12 protein-coding genes and 2 pseudogenes are annotated in these 15,729 nt (G+C 60.0%); 5 read left to right on the top strand and 9 right to left on the bottom strand.

What is annotated here, in order from left to right:
* Nucleotide 1: 1 nt before the first annotated feature.
* From ACE2AA_RS15780 to ACE2AA_RS15760, 5 genes are all read right to left on the bottom strand, one after another.
* On the bottom strand, nt 2–757 hold the full coding sequence (locus ACE2AA_RS15780) for an SDR family NAD(P)-dependent oxidoreductase (protein ID WP_395370423.1): 756 nt from the start codon (nt 755–757) through the stop codon (nt 2–4).
* A gap of 134 nt (nt 758–891) precedes the next feature.
* The gene (locus ACE2AA_RS15775) at nt 892–3,201 is read right to left on the bottom strand and encodes an FAD-dependent monooxygenase (protein ID WP_395370421.1); all 2,310 of its coding nucleotides are present in this window, start codon (nt 3,199–3,201) and stop codon (nt 892–894) included.
* Nucleotides 3,202–3,296: 95 nt separating this feature from the next.
* Nucleotides 3,297–4,070 (bottom strand): cyclase family protein, encoded by a 774-nt coding sequence (locus ACE2AA_RS15770; RefSeq protein WP_395370420.1) that lies wholly within the window; start codon nt 4,068–4,070, stop codon nt 3,297–3,299.
* A gap of 12 nt (nt 4,071–4,082) precedes the next feature.
* Entirely contained in the window at nt 4,083–5,639 is a 1,557-nt protein-coding gene (locus tag ACE2AA_RS15765; RefSeq protein WP_395370419.1) for an indolepyruvate oxidoreductase subunit beta family protein, read from the bottom strand.
* 48 nt (nt 5,640–5,687) lie between these two features.
* Entirely contained in the window at nt 5,688–7,856 is a 2,169-nt protein-coding gene (locus tag ACE2AA_RS15760) for an indolepyruvate ferredoxin oxidoreductase subunit alpha (RefSeq protein ID WP_141299787.1), read from the bottom strand.
* Between the two features lie 375 nt (nt 7,857–8,231).
* On the opposite strand from ACE2AA_RS15760, the gene ACE2AA_RS15755 reads away from it, so the two are divergent.
* From ACE2AA_RS15755 to ACE2AA_RS15740, 4 genes are all read left to right on the top strand, one after another.
* Nucleotides 8,232–8,720: a DUF3830 family protein gene (locus ACE2AA_RS15755; protein ID WP_141259410.1), complete on the top strand. Its 489-nt coding sequence runs from the start codon at nt 8,232–8,234 to the stop codon at nt 8,718–8,720.
* Nucleotides 8,720–10,021 carry an NAD(P)/FAD-dependent oxidoreductase gene (locus ACE2AA_RS15750; protein ID WP_395370417.1) on the top strand — a complete coding sequence of 434 codons (1,302 nt, stop codon included), beginning with the start codon at nt 8,720–8,722 and terminating at the stop codon, nt 10,019–10,021. The genes ACE2AA_RS15755 and ACE2AA_RS15750 overlap by 1 nt, the downstream gene beginning before the upstream one ends.
* Before the next feature lie 81 nt (nt 10,022–10,102).
* Nucleotides 10,103–11,275: a pyridoxal phosphate-dependent aminotransferase gene (locus ACE2AA_RS15745; protein ID WP_395370415.1), complete on the top strand. Its 1,173-nt coding sequence runs from the start codon at nt 10,103–10,105 to the stop codon at nt 11,273–11,275.
* Nucleotides 11,276–11,378: 103 nt separating this feature from the next.
* Complete coding sequence (locus ACE2AA_RS15740) at nt 11,379–11,852, top strand: MarR family winged helix-turn-helix transcriptional regulator (protein ID WP_162515695.1); 474 nt, start codon at nt 11,379–11,381, stop codon at nt 11,850–11,852.
* Between the two features lie 48 nt (nt 11,853–11,900).
* Here the strand turns inward: ACE2AA_RS15740 and ACE2AA_RS15735 are convergent, their stop codons facing one another.
* Both ACE2AA_RS15735 and ACE2AA_RS15730 read right to left on the bottom strand, forming a co-directional pair.
* Complete coding sequence (locus tag ACE2AA_RS15735) at nt 11,901–12,314, bottom strand: acyl-CoA thioesterase (RefSeq protein ID WP_162515694.1); 414 nt, start codon at nt 12,312–12,314, stop codon at nt 11,901–11,903.
* On the bottom strand, nt 12,314–12,751 hold the full coding sequence (locus tag ACE2AA_RS15730) for a MarR family winged helix-turn-helix transcriptional regulator (RefSeq protein ID WP_162515693.1): 438 nt from the start codon (nt 12,749–12,751) through the stop codon (nt 12,314–12,316). The genes ACE2AA_RS15735 and ACE2AA_RS15730 overlap by 1 nt, the downstream gene beginning before the upstream one ends.
* A gap of 463 nt (nt 12,752–13,214) precedes the next feature.
* Between ACE2AA_RS15730 and ACE2AA_RS15725 the strand changes: the two are divergent.
* A pseudogene (locus ACE2AA_RS15725) lies at nt 13,215–14,314 on the top strand (IS3 family transposase).
* A gap of 49 nt (nt 14,315–14,363) precedes the next feature.
* On the opposite strand, the pseudogene ACE2AA_RS15720 reads toward ACE2AA_RS15725, so the two are convergent.
* Together ACE2AA_RS15720 and ACE2AA_RS15715 are read right to left on the bottom strand one after the other, a co-directional pair.
* Nucleotides 14,364–14,630, bottom strand: a pseudogene (locus tag ACE2AA_RS15720) (transposase); the annotation flags it as partial.
* A gap of 107 nt (nt 14,631–14,737) precedes the next feature.
* Complete coding sequence (locus ACE2AA_RS15715) at nt 14,738–15,649, bottom strand: LysR family transcriptional regulator (RefSeq protein WP_141259942.1); 912 nt, start codon at nt 15,647–15,649, stop codon at nt 14,738–14,740.
* Nucleotides 15,650–15,729 lie beyond the last annotated feature (80 nt).

The raw sequence follows: 15,729 nt of genomic DNA, 5'->3' as shown, positions 1-15,729 counted from the left end.
CCTACCCCACCTCTCCCCCGGCCACGGGCAGTGCAATGCCGTTGATGGCACCTGCTTCGCGCCCGCACAGGAAGGCAGCCGCCACGGCCACTTCCTCCACGCTGTTCAGGCAGCCACGGGGATTAAAACGGGCGAATTCAGTGCGGATGTCCTCCGCCGGGCGACCACTCTTCCTGACGATGCGTTCCACGCTGTCACGCACCAGATCACTTTCCGTAAAGCCCGGACAGACGGCATTCACGGTTATGCCGTGACGCGCGTATTCAAGCGCCAGCGAACGGGTCAGGCCCAGCAGGGCATGCTTGGCGGTGACATAGGGGGAAACATAGGCATACCCGCGCAGTGCTGCCGTGGAGGCAACATTGACGATGCGTCCGTCCCGTCTTTCCACCATGGATGGCAGCACAAGCTGACACAGCCGCGCCGCCCCCAGCACGTTCAGCCGGAATGCCTGCACGAACGCATCCATGGCCATATCGGCAAAACGGGCGCTGGACGATCCACCGGCGTTGTTGACAAGGACATTGATCGCCCCCGCTTGTGCAACGGCCCTGTGAAAGGCGTCATCCAGTTCCTTTTCGCACGTAATGTCAGACACGACGTAATGATGTGCATCACCCGCATCGACCACCGCCTCAAGCTGCGCTTCCGAGCGGCCAAGAACGGTCACGATATCGCCGCCCTGCGTCATTTTACGGGCAATTTCCCGGCCTATGCCCCTTGAACCGCCTGTAACCAGCACATGCCTTGCACGCATCAAGATTTCATTCCCCTGTCGGTCGGGTGGACCGCATTATTATCTTATATTTAAGATACATTGATATGAAGTATATCTGCAACCGCTTTATGGGCCTCCCCCGCAGGTAGCTGCCTGCGGGGCTGATGACCCTATCAGGTCACTGCATGTCGGCGGGGCCGCGCCCGGATGCGCAACGCCTGCTCCTCGGCAAAATTGCGGCCTTCGTTACGTTCCAGCGCATGTAGTCCGGGCAGGTTGCCGGGGCACAGCCGTGGCATGGGTGCGCCATAACGGGCCGCCGCGCGCAGGATGAGGGCGGTATCAACCAGCATGGGACGACCCAGCGCAACCAGATCCGCACGACCGGCTGCAAGGATGGTATTGGCCTGGTCAACGGTGGAAATATTGCCCACGCACATGACGGGCATCCTGGTTTCCGCCCGGATCTGCTCGGCAAACGGCACCTGGAACATCCGGCCGAACACGGGCCGGGCATCAGGCGTGGTCTGCCCGGTGGACACATCGATCAGGTCACAACCCGCCTGCGCGAACAGTCGCGCCGCCGTCACGACATCGCCTATCGAGATGCCGCCTTCCTGCCAGTCAGTTGCTGAAATACGGACCGCCATGGGACGTTCGGCAGGCCAGGCCGCCCGCACGGCCCGCACCACCTCCAGCGGATAGCGCATGCGGTTTTCGATGCTGCCGCCATATTCGTCGTCCCGGATGTTGGTCAGGGGCGAAAGGAAACTGGCCAGCAGGTATCCGTGGGCACAATGCACCTCGATCATGTCAAAGCCGCAGTTCACGGCCCGCCGGGTCGCGGCAACGTAGTCCGCCGTAATCGCGTTCATGTCATCACGCGTCATGGCGCGGGGCACCGCGCTGTGTGGATGATAGGGCAGAGGTGACGCGGAAATCAGGTCCCAGCCCCCTTCGGCCAGCGGCTGGTCCATGCCTTCCCACATGACACGGGTCGCGCCCTTGCGGCCCGCATGTCCCAGTTGCAGGCAGATCCGGCTGTCACCTTCGGCATGGACAAAATCGACAATCCGACGCCAGGCGCTTTCCTGCGCGTCGGTATAAAGACCGGTACAGCCCGGGGTGATCCGGCCATCGGGGCAGACATCGGTCATTTCCGTGTAGACCAGCCCCGCCCCGCTGGCGGCGAACTGCCCGTAATGCACCAGATGCCATTCTCCCGGCACGCCGTCACGGGCGCGGTACGTGGACATGGGCGACACCACCAGGCGGTTGGGAATGTCCATATCACGCAGCCGGAACGGCTGGAACGCGGGCACGACCCCTGCCCTGGTGGCATGGCCGGATGCCGTGCAGTCCGTCTCGAAATCCTTCTGCACCTGCGCCACGAAATCCGGGGCGCGCAGGGCAAGGTTATCCCATGTAATGGCTTTTGAACGCGTCATGAGGGAGAAGGCGAAGCGGATCTCGCTCATGGGCCAGTAGCGGTTAAGGTGCTCAAACCATGTCAGCGAGACTTCCGCCGCATGCTGGAGGCGTTCGACTTCATCACGCCGTTCGGCATCATATTTTGCCAGCGCATCGCCAATAGTGCCGGTCGCCATGACGGCGGCATGCAGGGCAATGGCATCCTCCATGGCAAGTTTCGTGCCCGAACCGATCGAATAATGGGCCGTTGACTTGGCGTCACCCATCAGGACGATATTGTCCTTTGACCAGTTTTTACACCGGATGGCGGGGAACCGGCGCCATATGGACCGGTTGGCGATCAGCCCGTGGCCGTCCAGTTCCTCGGCAAAGACGCCTTCCAGATACGCGACATATTCGGCCTCGGTCATGTCTCCCAGCCCGCACCGGGCAAAGGTTTCCTCGTCCACCTCAATGACCCAGGTACTGCGTTCGCGCTCGTACTGGTAGCAGTGCGCCACGAATACGCCGCCCTCATGTTCGCGGAAAAAGAAGGTGAAGGCGTCCAGCGCGCGCGTGCTGCCCAGCCAGACAAAACGGTTGGAACGCAGGTCAATAGCGGGCTGGAAATGGGCGATGTTCTTTTCGCGGATCGCGCTGTTGATGCCATCGGCCGCCAGGATAAGATCCGCTTCGGGGAATTCCTCGGGCGATACTTCGGTACGGAAGGCCAGTTCGACGCCCAGTTCTTCCGCCCGCCGGTACAGCAGCTGCAGCAGCGTGCGGCGCGAACAGCCGCAGAAGCCATTGCCCGGCACCCGGAATGTCCGCCCCCTGACTGCTATGTCCAGATCATCCCAGTACGAGAACTCACGGCGGATCATTTCATAGGACGGCAGATCGGCCTGCGCGAAGATATCAAGGGTCTGGTCACTGAATACCACGCCAAAACCGAACGTGTCGGCCGGAGCATTCCGCTCGAAAACCCTGACCCGCGCCTGCGGGAGATCGCGCTTGAGCAGGATTGCAGCGTACAGACCGGCAGGCCCGCCACCGATTGAAACGATGTCCATCCAGACATTCCTTTTTTTGGCAGGCCCGAAGTATTATATATTACACAAATCAGTTATACAATACTTCGGAAATGCAGTTGATATTTTAATATATATTATCGCGTTACAAGGGCGAAGACCCGCAGCGGGCTGCCCGATCCGTCACGCAGTTTCAGCGGCGCCGCCATGACAATCGCACCACGCGCAGGAAGCCGGTCCAGCCCGGTCAGGCATTGCAGCCCATATTTGCCCGCGCCATGCAGCAGGGTATGGGCGGGGTATTGCGGCTCAAGCAGATGGGCCTGGCCACAGTCGGTGCCGATCGTTTCCGTGCCAAATCCAAAAATGTCCCGCTCCTCAATCAGGAAACGGATGCATTCGGCGGATGGCCCGGGCGTATGCGCGCCGTCCTCCTTGCGGTTGGTGTAATCCTCCGGGCTTCTCCTGCCCCAGTCCGTGCGCATGAAAACCCAGGTACCGGGTTCGATCGTGCCGTGTTCTTCCTCCCACTGGCGGATGTGTTCGCATGTCAGCAGGAAATCGGGATTTTCCGCGGCGGCGGCAGCGCAGTCTATGACATTGACCGGTGCTACGAAGTCGCGGGCGGGCATGGTATCGACGGTATTGTCCGGCAGGTTCCGGCCACTGATCCAGTGGGCCGGGGCATCAAAATGCGTGCCGGTATGTTCCCCGACGGTAAAGTTACGCCAGTACCACGCAATGCCGTTTTCATCGTAGCGGGAAATGACCTCGCTGGAAAACGGCAGTGTCTGGCCAAAGGGCTCGGGCAGGACCAGCGTGGGGAAATCCTCGCTCAGCGTGTGGGTAAGATCCACCACCTCGATGCTGCCGCTTGCAAGGTCGGCAGCCAGTTCGGACAAAAGTGACATGATCGTACTCTCCTATGCCATGGCGCCGCGCTGGAAGCGGGCCAGTGCGGCCTCCAGCGCCGTGCCTTCCGGGTCTTTCAGGGCGGCTTCACGCAGAAGCCGGGTCCATACCGCCGCCTTGCCCTGCGGCAGCGGCCTGTCGACCATGACGCCAACCGCCGTCATGACCCGATCGAACTTTGACAGGCCGCGGGCGTGGGTATCGCTGTAGCCCTTGACCAGGCGCCTGCAGCGCAGCACCTCGACACCGAAATCGTAATCCTGCTCCAGCGCGGCACGGCTCAGGTCGAGCCATTCGTCCCGATGGCGCATTTCGCGTTTGTGGCGCAGCGAAACAGGGCGCAGGCGATAGAGTTCGGCAGTAATGGACAGCAGCACGAACCAGCGCAGCCGGTCGGTCCGCACCCGCCAGCCCCTGCGCAGGAACCGCCCCATGAGCAGTCTGCCCAACCCGGTTTTTTCCAGCACCAGGGCAAGGCCGGATGGCAGCAGGCCCAGCACTTCTTCAACGCGCGGATGCATGAATTCGGTAATGGCAAGCGGCTGACCGGCGGCTACACCCATTTCCGCCGCGATGCGGGAAAAGCGGGTCCGGCGGGTCTTGAGGTCTGCCACCCGGATCACGTCGTCATAGGCCATGGCGTTGGCAATATGGCGCGCGGCTTCGATCGTCAGCGCGGGCGCGCCCTGCGCGCGTTCCTTCAGCGCAAACTCACGCACAAGCGCCAGATAGGCGGCTGCATACGCAATGTCCTGAAAATCCGCCACGCGCCGCAGTCCGGCATCAAGCATGGTGGCGGCACCGGAAGGCAGCCCGGCCGCCGCGTGCAGCAGCGCATCGAAATCCGCTACGCCAGACGGGCTGAACGGGGCCGCCGCCTGCTTCACCGCAACGGGGCGGGCCGGTTCAGGCGTATTGCCGGTGGTGCGCGCAAAGCCACGGTCAAAGGCGGCCAAGCTTGGCTTGACCCCGATCCCGCCATTGCGGATTGCATCCTCGAACGCCTTGCGGGGAAATGGAAGGGCATTACTGGCCGCCAGCGCCCCCAGCATGACGGCGGAAATGACGCTGCGCGCCTCCTTCGCCACCTGCTCCATATCAAAGGCGATGACTTTTTTTGCGGCAAAGGCCGCGGCGTCATACACCGGCGCGGGGTCTATGCGCCCGTCGCCGGGGTTGATGCGTTCTTCCACCGCGTAGCTGCGGTGTGTGGAAACGAGCAGGGTCGTGCGCTCCGGCGTGACCAGGCCGCGCAGCATGGCCCGGCCGCCTTCCATCAGCTCGGCCCCCATAACGATGTCCACTTCGCCCGGCGTGGGCAGCAGGGCCAGAACGGGCATCCGTCCCGCCGGGTCGGCCGGTGCGATCTCGATGTAATAAATGGTTGCCCCGGTGCGCTGGGCCACGCCGGGAACCGATGTTGACTGGGCGATCCAGCCGCACTGTTCCGCAAGGGAGACAATCCAGCTGACCAGAACGCCGCCGCCCTGACCGCCCATGGCGCAGACGGCTATTGAAATCGGTTTTGTCGCAACGGCCACGGAGTTTTTTCGTGAAAGAACGGTCATGAAAAATGTTGATCCTGTACAGCTACCAGATGGGGCGATGGCCGGACGTCAGCTGAATACCGGACGGCGCGCTTCGCGCCATTGCTGGACGGACGCAATGAGTGCCGAACGGATGCGGTGTTTCCACCGCTCCGACCGTGCCGCATTGACCACTGCATCCGCACGATAGAAGGAGGGGCACAGAACGGCGGCATCCGCCACCTCGCCACAGTTGCCGCAGGCGACACAGCTCTGGTCGATGCTGGCGACCGGGTCCTCTTTCAGCGGGTCCCCCGATGGCTTGACCGACAGGGACGGACAGCCGGACAGCCTGATGCATTCATGATCGCCAGTGCAGACGTCCTCATCCACGCCAAAACGCTGGGTGACCACCCGCTTGCCGTCCTTCAGCGCCTTGCGCTTCAGCGGCTTTTCGCGCCGCTGACGATTGAGCATGCATTCCGAAGACGCCACGATCACCTTCGGCCCGCTTTCGCGCGTGGTCAGGGCTTCGCTCAGTACCTCGCGCATCCGGCCGACATCGTAAGTATGATCGATTTCCCGCACCCATTTTACGCCCACCCCCTCGATCGCCTTGGAAATCGGATGGTGGGTGGAACGACTGGCGGGGGCCGAGCGCGAGGACGGGATATCCTGGCCACCCGTGGCGGCAGAATAATAATTATCGACAATGATGGTGACATCATCGTTTTTATTGAAAACCGCGTTCCCGATACCGCTGGTCAGCCCGTTATGCCAGAAGCCGCCGTCGCCCATTACGGCAATCGTGCGTTTACGCTCGCGCCCCTTGCGACGGCTGTCCCCGCTGAAGGCCGAGGCGGAAGCCGGCGCCAGTCCGTAACCCATGGTCGTGGCGCCAAGGTTGAAGGGCGGCAGGATGGAAAAAAGATGGCAGCCGATATCAGACGCGATGTGATGTGGCCCCAGTTCCTTTTCCACCAGTTTCATGGCGGCAAAGATCGGCCGCTCCGGGCAGCCGGTGCAAAATCCGGCGGGACGGGCGGGCACGCTGTCTTTCAGCGCCGCGATCTGCGGGGCGCAGGTGATGGGAGGCTGGTTGGTGGCCCGTGCCGTACCGTCAAGCAGATCGGGCGCATCCGCCACGAACAGGTTGCGCAGCCCGTCGGTCAGCACGCCCACGGTATATTCGCCCCCCATGGGCAGCATGTCCTTGCCATGCAGGGTGCAGTCGATCCGGGCGCGGTGCAGGATCCGGCCGATGGCCTGCTCAATATAGTCGGGCTGGCCTTCCTCGATGACCAGAACGCTTTTCTTGCCACGACAGAATTCCACGACCTCGTCATCAATGACCGGATAGGCAACGTTCATGACGTAAAGCGGGATGTCAGTCTTGCCATACAGATCGGCCAGACCCAGCCGCATCAGGGCACGCAGCGTATTGTTGTACAGGCCACCCAGCAGGATCAGCCCGACATCCGCATCCGGCTGGTCAAAAAATTCGTTAAGCCTGTGCTCCCTGATGTACTGCACGGCGGCCGGCCAGCGCTGTTCCAGCTTTTCGGCTTCCTGGACGTAGGCCGCGGGCGGCAGCACGATGCGCGAAAGGTCACGCTGGGGGCTGCGTGTCGCTTCATCCAGCGTCATTGTGGGCCGCCTGTTATCCCTGGCTACAAATGTGCCGTGCAGGTGGCAGCTTCTGATCCGGACCTGGAGCATGACCGGGGTGCTGGAGGCTTCGGACAGTTCGAACCCCTTCTCCACCATATCGACGATACAGGGCAGCGAAGGGCGGGGATCGAGAAGCCACATCTGGGATTTCATGGCGAAGGCATACGAACGCTCCTGCATGATCGAGGAGCCCTCACCATAATCCTCACCGATGATGATGAGCGCGCCCCCCTTCACCCCGCCCGAAGATAGGTTGGAAAGCGCATCCGATGCCACATTCGTGCCTGCGGTGGATTTCCATGTCACCGCGCCACGGATGGGATACATGACGGAAGCGGCCAGCGTGGCTGCGGCCGTTGCCTCGCTGGCACTTGATTCAAAATGTACGTCCAGTTCCGCCAGCAGGTCCTGCGCGTCCGACAGCACATCCATCAGGTGGGAAATGGGCGCGCCCTGGTAGCCCGCCACATAACCCACGCCCGACTGCAACAGGGCCTTGGTTATGGCGAGTATCCCCTCACCCCGGAAGGTTTCTCCGGCACCAATGCGCAGATCCTGCACTTCAAGCGCAAACGACCGCTCTGCCATGATGTCCCGCTCCTCATTCAGATATGAAAAATAGTTAGCACATAAGATATTTTTGCTTCAACCATTTACTGTTCGATATCGCAATGAATTTGCATCCCCCCGGGCGCACGCCCGTCACTTCCGACAGTAAATGTTACGGTAAAAAAACAATTTCATGGCCTGCCAGGTGCCGATTATATTCCCTGTCCCGACAGAAACCGGCTGAAGCCTGGGAACGACATGATGGTACATGTACCTGTCCCCGTCTGTTTTGCGCATGCCGCATCCATTCATGATCCTGCCAGTCTTTCCGTCCGGATGCCACAAAAAACGATCGACATCATGTGATTTTGGTTATAATATTATATTAACCCTGGTTAATGGATATGCCCTGACATGACCCGTTTCATTACTGTTAAAGAAGAAAAATCAGCACTGGCCGCACGGTTCCAGTTACTGGACAAGGAAGCACCCCGTCACGCTGAAATGCTGTGGCGTATCGCGCAGCAGGGCGGTAACCATGGCGCAATCCATGCCATGTGGACGGGGCCGGAAATTTCATGCCCCGTCGTGGGTGACAGCCTGCCACAGGGCGCGGCATTCGACCTGCCGCCGGAAAACGCCACCAGTTTTCCCGATATGGGCGAAATCGCTACGGTATTCGCGCCAAAGGGTACATGGAAGGGCGCACCGGACGCCGATTTTTTTGATATCGGCATTTTTTACGGTCCGGGCGGGCGAATGCTCATGCCCATGGGGTGGATCATGGGTTCCGTCTGCGCCCGCGTGGTGCCGGAAGATCTGGCAGCCCTTCGGGAAGGGTGCTGCGTCATCCGCAGGAATGGCAGTTGCAGCCTGACCTTTGAAGCCACGAGCCAGAACTGATGGCCCCCTCAGCAGAGCGGCCGCTGTGGCAGGGCAGCGCCACACTGGATATTCCGCACGGACGTGGCTGCCAGCAGGCTGAAACCGTTGTGATCGGTGGCGGCATTGCCGGTCTGTCCACCGCGTTCCATCTGGCCCGCAACGGGCATGACGTGGCTGTTCTCAACGCGGGAACGGCCCTGGGGCTGGCCACGCGCGCCAGTGCCGGTATCATTACCGGCCAGCTTGTGCGCAATACGCCCGCTTCCATCATGAAACGTCTGGGCAAGGAGGACGGCAGCCGCCTGCTGGAAGCGGTCGCCGCCTCCCCGCGCGAAACATTTGCCCTGATCCGGGAGCAGAACCTTGCCTGCGGCGCCATGCCCAACGGGTTTCTCGCGCCGTTTTTCGGTAATGGCCAACGTGAACGCCAGACAGTGGCGGACTGGCAGCCATGGCGGCAGGACATGTCCCTGCTGGATGCGAAACAGACAGCACAACTGACCGGATGCCAGGGATATGCCGGGGCTGTCCTCGACCGCAGTGGCGGGGGCGTGAACCCTGCGGCCTATGCCGATGAACTGGCCCGGCGCATTATGGAAGAAGGCGGCCGGGTCTTCAACAGTTGCCGCGTAACCTCCGTCACGCGGGATACGGGTCATGGGGCTGCGCGCTGGCTGGTAAGTTTCCCCGGCGGGGAATTCGTGGCGCGCAACGTCATTCTGGCGGCAAATGGCGGCAACCAGTTCCTACACCGCGCGCTGCGTCATGCGGTGCTTCCCCTGCCGGTGCTGGAGGTGGCCACCGCGCCCGTCTCCCCTGCCCTGCGGAAAGTCATTCTGCCCCAGCGCCACGCCCTGACCGATCTTGCCACCGATGTCTTTTCCATCCGTTTTGACACCGAAGGCCACCTGATTACGGCAGCACCCGCGCCCGAGCATTTCGACTGGGCACGGATTGAAGACAGCATTAACGACCGGCTGGAAAAGGCCATTCCCGGCTGGGAACGGCTGCCGCTGGAATTCGCCTGGACGGGCACCGCATGGCTGCGCAGTGACTGCGTGCCGCGCATGCCGATCCTGGATGAAGGGCTGCTGGCCATTCAGGCGTGCAACGGACGCGGCCTGGCCATCAACACGCTGGCGGGTGGTGACGCAGCCAACTGGATTCTTTCCGCCGGGCGGGACCTGCCGCGCCTGCCGACCAGTCGCCCCCGGGCGGTGCCGGGATTCATGCTGCTGCGCCATGTGCCACGCCTGATCATGACCGCCGCGCGCCTGCGTGCGCGCGTCACGCAGATGATAAAACGACCCGCGGCATAGACGCGCGGATTTTTACAAAACTGGCAGCGCGGGACGTGATGAACGTACCGCGCATTCCGAACTTTCTGACGGAACCTGATCATGAGCCGACTGGCAAAACGTATTACCGAATCATCGCCCAAGAATTATGGAATGTTTTCCAAGGCGATGGCGATGGCAGGCACGCGCGATCTGATCCATCTTGAACTGGGGCAGCCGGTTCATGACACCCCTACCCATATCAAGGAAGCGGTGGTGGATGCCCTGCATGCCGGGCACGTTCACTACAGCGATCTGCGGGGCAATGCCGAACTGCGCACGGCGCTGGCCAGCAAGCTGCAGCGGGAAAATGCAATTGATGTTACCCCCGATCAGGTGCTGGTTACCAACGGCCTGACGCAGGCTTCCTTTGCCGCCCTGTTCGCCACCATCAATCCGGGGGATGAAGTCATCCTGCTGGAACCCTTCTATCCGCAGCATATCGGCAAGATCGAACTGGCAGGTGGCGTAGTGGTGCGCGCACCACTGGACCGGGCGAATGGCTACAGCATCAATCCCGACATGATCGCGCCGCACATTACGCCGCGCACCAGAGCGATCATTCTGGTTAATCCGTGCAATCCAACCGGCCGCGTCTACAGCCGCGAGGAACTGTCGGCATTGGCCGATCTGGCCATCCGCCATGACCTGCTGGTCATTTCCGATGAAGTGTACGAGCAGATCCTGTTTGATGATGCCAGTCATACCAGCATTGCCTCACTGCCCGGCATGGCGGAGCGCACGATTACCCTCTTTGCCTTCACCAAGGCCTATGCCATGGACGGATGGCGACTGGGCTATGCATGCGGCCCGACGGACCTGATGGCAGGGCTGCTGACGGTCACGTCCAACGAGGTGACGCATGTGAACACCTTCATCCAGTATGGCGCCCTTGCCGCCGTGACGGGTAATAAAGGCCCGCTGCAGGGCATGCTGGCCGAAGACCGCAGGCGCCGTGACCAGGTGGTCCATGCGCTGAACCAGTGTCCCGGCGTCACCTGTCCGCTGCCGCAGGGCGCGATCTATGCATTCCCTGACATTTCAGGCACCGGACGCCGGGCGCAGGATATTGCCGATGCCCTGCTGGAACGCGAAGGCGTGGTGGTGGAAGCTGGCAGTTTCTATGGCCCTGCAGGCGAAGGCCACCTGCGCGTGTGCTTTGGCGCGGAAAGCGCTGACCGCCTGACCACGGCGCTGGAACGCATGCGGCATTTCTTCAACACGCTAGCCAGCTGAAAGCGCCGATCCGGCATTTCGCCGCATGACAGGTTGAACGTGACGTGCGCCGCATTAACGACTATGTTCAGCCTGTTCTCATAAACCCGATACAGAGCTGCCCGTGAACAAGAACGTCATACTAGATCCCGCCGCGCATGACTTCGACCTGTTCGGATCCCCTTTCTATCTGATCGCGCATGCGGATTTTCAGTATCACGAAGATGTGGAAACCGTTCTTGTAAAAAACGGCGTCAATAAAAGTATCTATCGCATACTGACTGTCCTGCGCGCGCAGGAAAACATCAGTATTTCCGGCTTGGCGCAGCATTCGCTGATCAAGCGCAATACGGTCGGGCGACTGATCGAGCGCATGGCGCAGATGCAGCTTGTGACGACCTTCCTTTCCCCTGATGACAACCGCGTGACCATTGTCACCCTGACCCCGGAAGGTCGTAAGCTGCTTGACAGGCTGACGCCCGTCGTGGCCCGTCAGACCATCCGGGCCATGGAGGGCCTGAACCAGGAACAGCTGCAGGCGTTTGTAAAAACCCTGCGCCATATCATCAAAAATCTGGACAGACTTGGGATAGAGTAGAAACCATCCCGTTCAGGAATGGGCATGCATAAATATACCGCGTCTGTATTATTTTGAAATTTCCCTAGGCTTTCCCTTTGCATCCACGGCCACCATCACGAATGTAGCCGTAGCACACTGGATAGCTTCCGCCTTGCCCAGATCCGCCGCCCACATTTCCAGATGGAAATGCATGGACGTACGCCCCGTCCTGAGCAGCCGGGCATAGACCTTTACATCCTGATGCGGATACACGGGGTGGAGGAACAGCAGTTCCTTGACCGCGACCGTCGTCACGTTTCCCGAACTGGCGCTGCCGCCGGCAAGACCGGCCGCCTGGTCAAGACGCGCCATGATCCAGCCACCGAATATGCTGCCCGCCCCGTTCAGGTCGGCTGGCATGGTCATGACCCGCAGCGCCAGTTCCGCCGACATTTCATTGGCCGGTGTCTCGTTATGTGCCTGCGCGACCTGTTCCGTCATTATCCTGCTCTTGTCCGTTTCTTTTCCCATTGCTCTTCCCTTGCCGCAATGGCAGCCTTGGTCTTGCCCAGCAACTGGTGAAGCTGGGACAGTTCATCCTCGGTCATGCCTTTCAGCATTTCCTGTATCCATTCCTGATGAGCAGGCATGGCGGTTGAACAGAGCTGTTCACCCAGCGCGGTCATCTGCACCAACGTGCTGCGCCGGTCGGTGGGATGAGGGTGACGTTCAACCAGCCCTTCCTGTTCCATCAGGTCGATCAGTCCGGTCACGTTGCCCGTGGTGACCATCAGGCGCTGGGACAGATCGCCCATCGAGAGCGTTCCGTTGCTGGAATCAAGCTGGGCAAGAACATCAAAGCGCGGCAGGGTAGTATTATACTTTTTCCGCAAAAGCTTGCGCACGCGCTTTTCAACCAGCTGGGTGCAGGCAAACATCCGGATCCAGACCCTCAGTGCCATCTTGTCGACTGATTGTTTCGTGTCCTCCTTATGCTTGGCGGAGTTTGCTGCGAGCGATGATTGCACAGGCATTGTCTGTTCCATACCGTATGATGCGGATTATCATAAATCGATGTTATATCATAATATTTTAGATCAAAGCTTCTAAGGCATGTTTTTCTTTTTTGCAAAGACAAGATTGCTCTGGCAAGCAATCACGCTTTAAATGCAGCTTTCTGACGACTTTGTGTTGGTCAGCCCGTTGCGCTGAATGCATTACGCAGACATCTGCCTGTTTATATTATTGATTTCCAATAGGAACCGGTTTGGCCAGAATAACAGTCTTCATTGACATCTGACCACATCTTCACACCCTTGGCGCCATATGCCGGGGGACTCGTAACGGTTTTGTGCCGGTCATCTGGGCGTTTCAGGCCCGCAACAGGAGATCGACGAGACCATGAAGCATACGGAAGATTTCAAACGCGAGGCCGTGAGGATTGCGTTGCGCAGCAGGCTGTCACGCACGCGCATTGCAGCCGATCTGGATAAATGAATCGTGGAGTACCGTCCGGCCGAGCCGGCATCCCGGCCTCAGGCTGATCTGGCCCGCGAGAATGAACGTCTTCATCTGGAGAACCGGATTCTGCGGGAGCAGAGGGAAATCCTGAAAAAGCTACCCGGTTCTTCGCGAACCGGAAGCCATGAAGTTCGCCTTCATCCATGGGCATCGACATGAGTGGCCAATCGAGAGGCTTTGCCGCGTTTTGCAGGTCTCGGCACGTGGTTACCGGGCCTGGACATCCCGACTGGCCTGTCAGCGCCAGCGCACCGATCTGAAGATACTGGCGCATATCCGTGCACACCATGCCCCGGGCAACGCCTCCTGCGGACGGCCCCGTATGCCTCTGGAACTCAGGGAAGCCGGGCCTGATGTCGGGGAACGGCGCATTGGGCGACTGATGAAGGACAACGGAATCCGGCCCGTGCGCCCCCGTCGCCACAAGATCACGACCGACAGCCACCACAAGTCTGTCATTATGGCCAACCTTCTGGACAGCGATTTCCCTGATGATGCACCCAACCAGAAATGAGCGGGAGATATCAGTTCTATCTGGACCGCCGGGGGTGGCTCTACCTGGTGGTTGTCATCGATCTGTTCGGTCGTCGCGTGATCGGGTGGGGCGTCAGAGACCGGATGAAAAAGGATCTGGCCATTCGCGCCCTGGACATGGCGGTACGGCTGCGTGATGCGGTGCCCGGCTGCATTTTCCACCCTGATCGCGGCAGCCAGTACGGCTCTCATGATTTTCAGGAAAAGTTGCTGGCCCATGGACTGCCGGCTTCAATGTCCGGAGAGGGAAACCGTTTTGACAACGCTGCTGTCGAAACGTTTTTCAAAAGCCTGAAGGCGGAACGGCTCTGGAGACAGAACTGGCCAACCCGTCGCGAGGCTACCGCCGCCATCTTCCAGTATATCAATGGGTCCTACCATCCACGTCAACGCCATTCATATCTGGGCGGCATCTGCCCCTCGCTTTCGAAGCAAGGGGGGCATAATCACTTCCTGACCGGCACAAAACCGTTACAAGTCCGATGAAGGCGTATCTCTGCATCCCTGGCGAAATACGCGGTGATTTTTTTAAGATGTCACGCTGCCCGGTCACTCGGGACAGGTCGCGCTTCAACTGCCGGATCTCGGCATCCTTGCCGGTATTGCCTGATGCCGTCTTCGCGAATTGCCGTTTCCACGCATACAGCGAATGTGCACCCCTCCCCCAAGCCGCTGTGAAACTGCCGCCATCGGATATCCCCGTTCGGTAATCTGCACCACCGCATCACGCTTGAACTCATCACTGAAATTGGGCTTTTCCATCAACGCTTCCTGATTTTTAGAAGCTCGGGCGTCCAGAAATCCAGGGGCTATTCATATCACCAGAAAAGCAGCCTCGATTGCTCTATTCATGAGCATCGCAATGACACTCATTGTGTCGGAGACTGATGCGAGCGAATAAAATCGACAAATGCGCGAAGCGGCGGTGGCAGCTGGCGGCGACCGGAATAGTAAAGCATCGGCCCCGAAAACGGTGTGGCCCAGTCTTCAAGCACCACTTCCAGCGCACCGCTGCGGATGTGAGGCACCAGCCAGTCTTCAAACAGACAGACAATACCAAGACCTGTCAGAGCAGTTTCAACCAGGAGATCGCAGGCCGATCCGGGCTGGACCAATAAAGGGCCTGGTGGATCGAGGCGGATAATCTCACCATTTTTCTCGAACTCCCACATGGCTGGCGCTCCACCGGAAAAGCGAAGACGCAGACAGACGTGTTCCAGCAACTCGCTCGGGTGTCGGGGACGTCCCTTTGCAGACAGATAGGAGGGTGCGGCCACAGTCAGCAGGCGCTGAGTGGCCGGCCCGATGGGGACTGCAATCATGTCCTGCTCCAGCCGCTCTTCATAACGGATACCGGCATCTGCGCCAGAAGCGAAAATATCGACAAAACTGTCCTCCACGGTCACTTCCACGCGGATTTGCGGATACGCAGTCAGGAAAGGCGACAGAATGCCCGGAAGTACGGTCCGGGCAACATTGGCCGGCACATTGAGGCGGATCGTGCCCGCAGGCTGGTCGGTTTGCGCATGGACCGTATCGAGCGCGGCGCTGATCTCGGCAAGCGCAGGCGAGAGCCGCTCGAACAGACGGGCGCCTGTTTCTGTGAGCGAGATGCTGCGCGTGCTGCGATGAAGCAGACGCGAACCAAGACGGGTTTCCAGCCTGCGCAGAGCTTCGCTGAGGCCGGACGCTGACAGACCCGAAACACGCGCAGCCTCTCGAAAACCACCTGCCCGCGCAACCGCGACGAATGCTGAAAGATCATCAAGTTCGAATGACATTGTGCGAATTTCCGTACGACCCGTTCAGGATTGAACAGCTTATCGATCATTCAAGCGTAGTCCATGTTTGGTGCACACCG

Origin of the sequence: Komagataeibacter diospyri (assembly GCF_043995075.1) — a bacterium.
Lineage (GTDB): Bacteria > Pseudomonadota > Alphaproteobacteria > Acetobacterales > Acetobacteraceae > Komagataeibacter > Komagataeibacter diospyri.
Note: the sequence above shows the minus strand (reverse complement) of the source record. Positions and strands in the feature narration are given on the sequence as shown.

What these genes read in the sequence shown, in the direction of transcription:
- ACE2AA_RS15780 (WP_395370423.1), bottom strand. Translation starts at nt 757, where the DNA reads ATGCGTGCAAGGCATGTGCTGGTTACAGGCGGTTCAAGGGGCATAGGC.
- ACE2AA_RS15775 (WP_395370421.1), bottom strand. Translation starts at nt 3,201, where the DNA reads ATGGACATCGTTTCAATCGGTGGCGGGCCTGCCGGTCTGTACGCTGCA.
- ACE2AA_RS15770 (WP_395370420.1), bottom strand. Translation starts at nt 4,070, where the DNA reads ATGTCACTTTTGTCCGAACTGGCTGCCGACCTTGCAAGCGGCAGCATC.
- ACE2AA_RS15765 (WP_395370419.1), bottom strand. Translation starts at nt 5,639, where the DNA reads ATGACCGTTCTTTCACGAAAAAACTCCGTGGCCGTTGCGACAAAACCG.
- ACE2AA_RS15760 (WP_141299787.1), bottom strand. Translation starts at nt 7,856, where the DNA reads ATGGCAGAGCGGTCGTTTGCGCTTGAAGTGCAGGATCTGCGCATTGGT.
- ACE2AA_RS15755 (WP_141259410.1), top strand. Translation starts at nt 8,232, where the DNA reads ATGACCCGTTTCATTACTGTTAAAGAAGAAAAATCAGCACTGGCCGCA.
- ACE2AA_RS15750 (WP_395370417.1), top strand. Translation starts at nt 8,720, where the DNA reads ATGGCCCCCTCAGCAGAGCGGCCGCTGTGGCAGGGCAGCGCCACACTG.
- ACE2AA_RS15745 (WP_395370415.1), top strand. Translation starts at nt 10,103, where the DNA reads ATGAGCCGACTGGCAAAACGTATTACCGAATCATCGCCCAAGAATTAT.
- ACE2AA_RS15735 (WP_162515694.1), bottom strand. Translation starts at nt 12,314, where the DNA reads ATGACGGAACAGGTCGCGCAGGCACATAACGAGACACCGGCCAATGAA.
- ACE2AA_RS15730 (WP_162515693.1), bottom strand. Translation starts at nt 12,751, where the DNA reads ATGTTTGCCTGCACCCAGCTGGTTGAAAAGCGCGTGCGCAAGCTTTTG.
- ACE2AA_RS15715 (WP_141259942.1), bottom strand. Translation starts at nt 15,649, where the DNA reads ATGTCATTCGAACTTGATGATCTTTCAGCATTCGTCGCGGTTGCGCGG.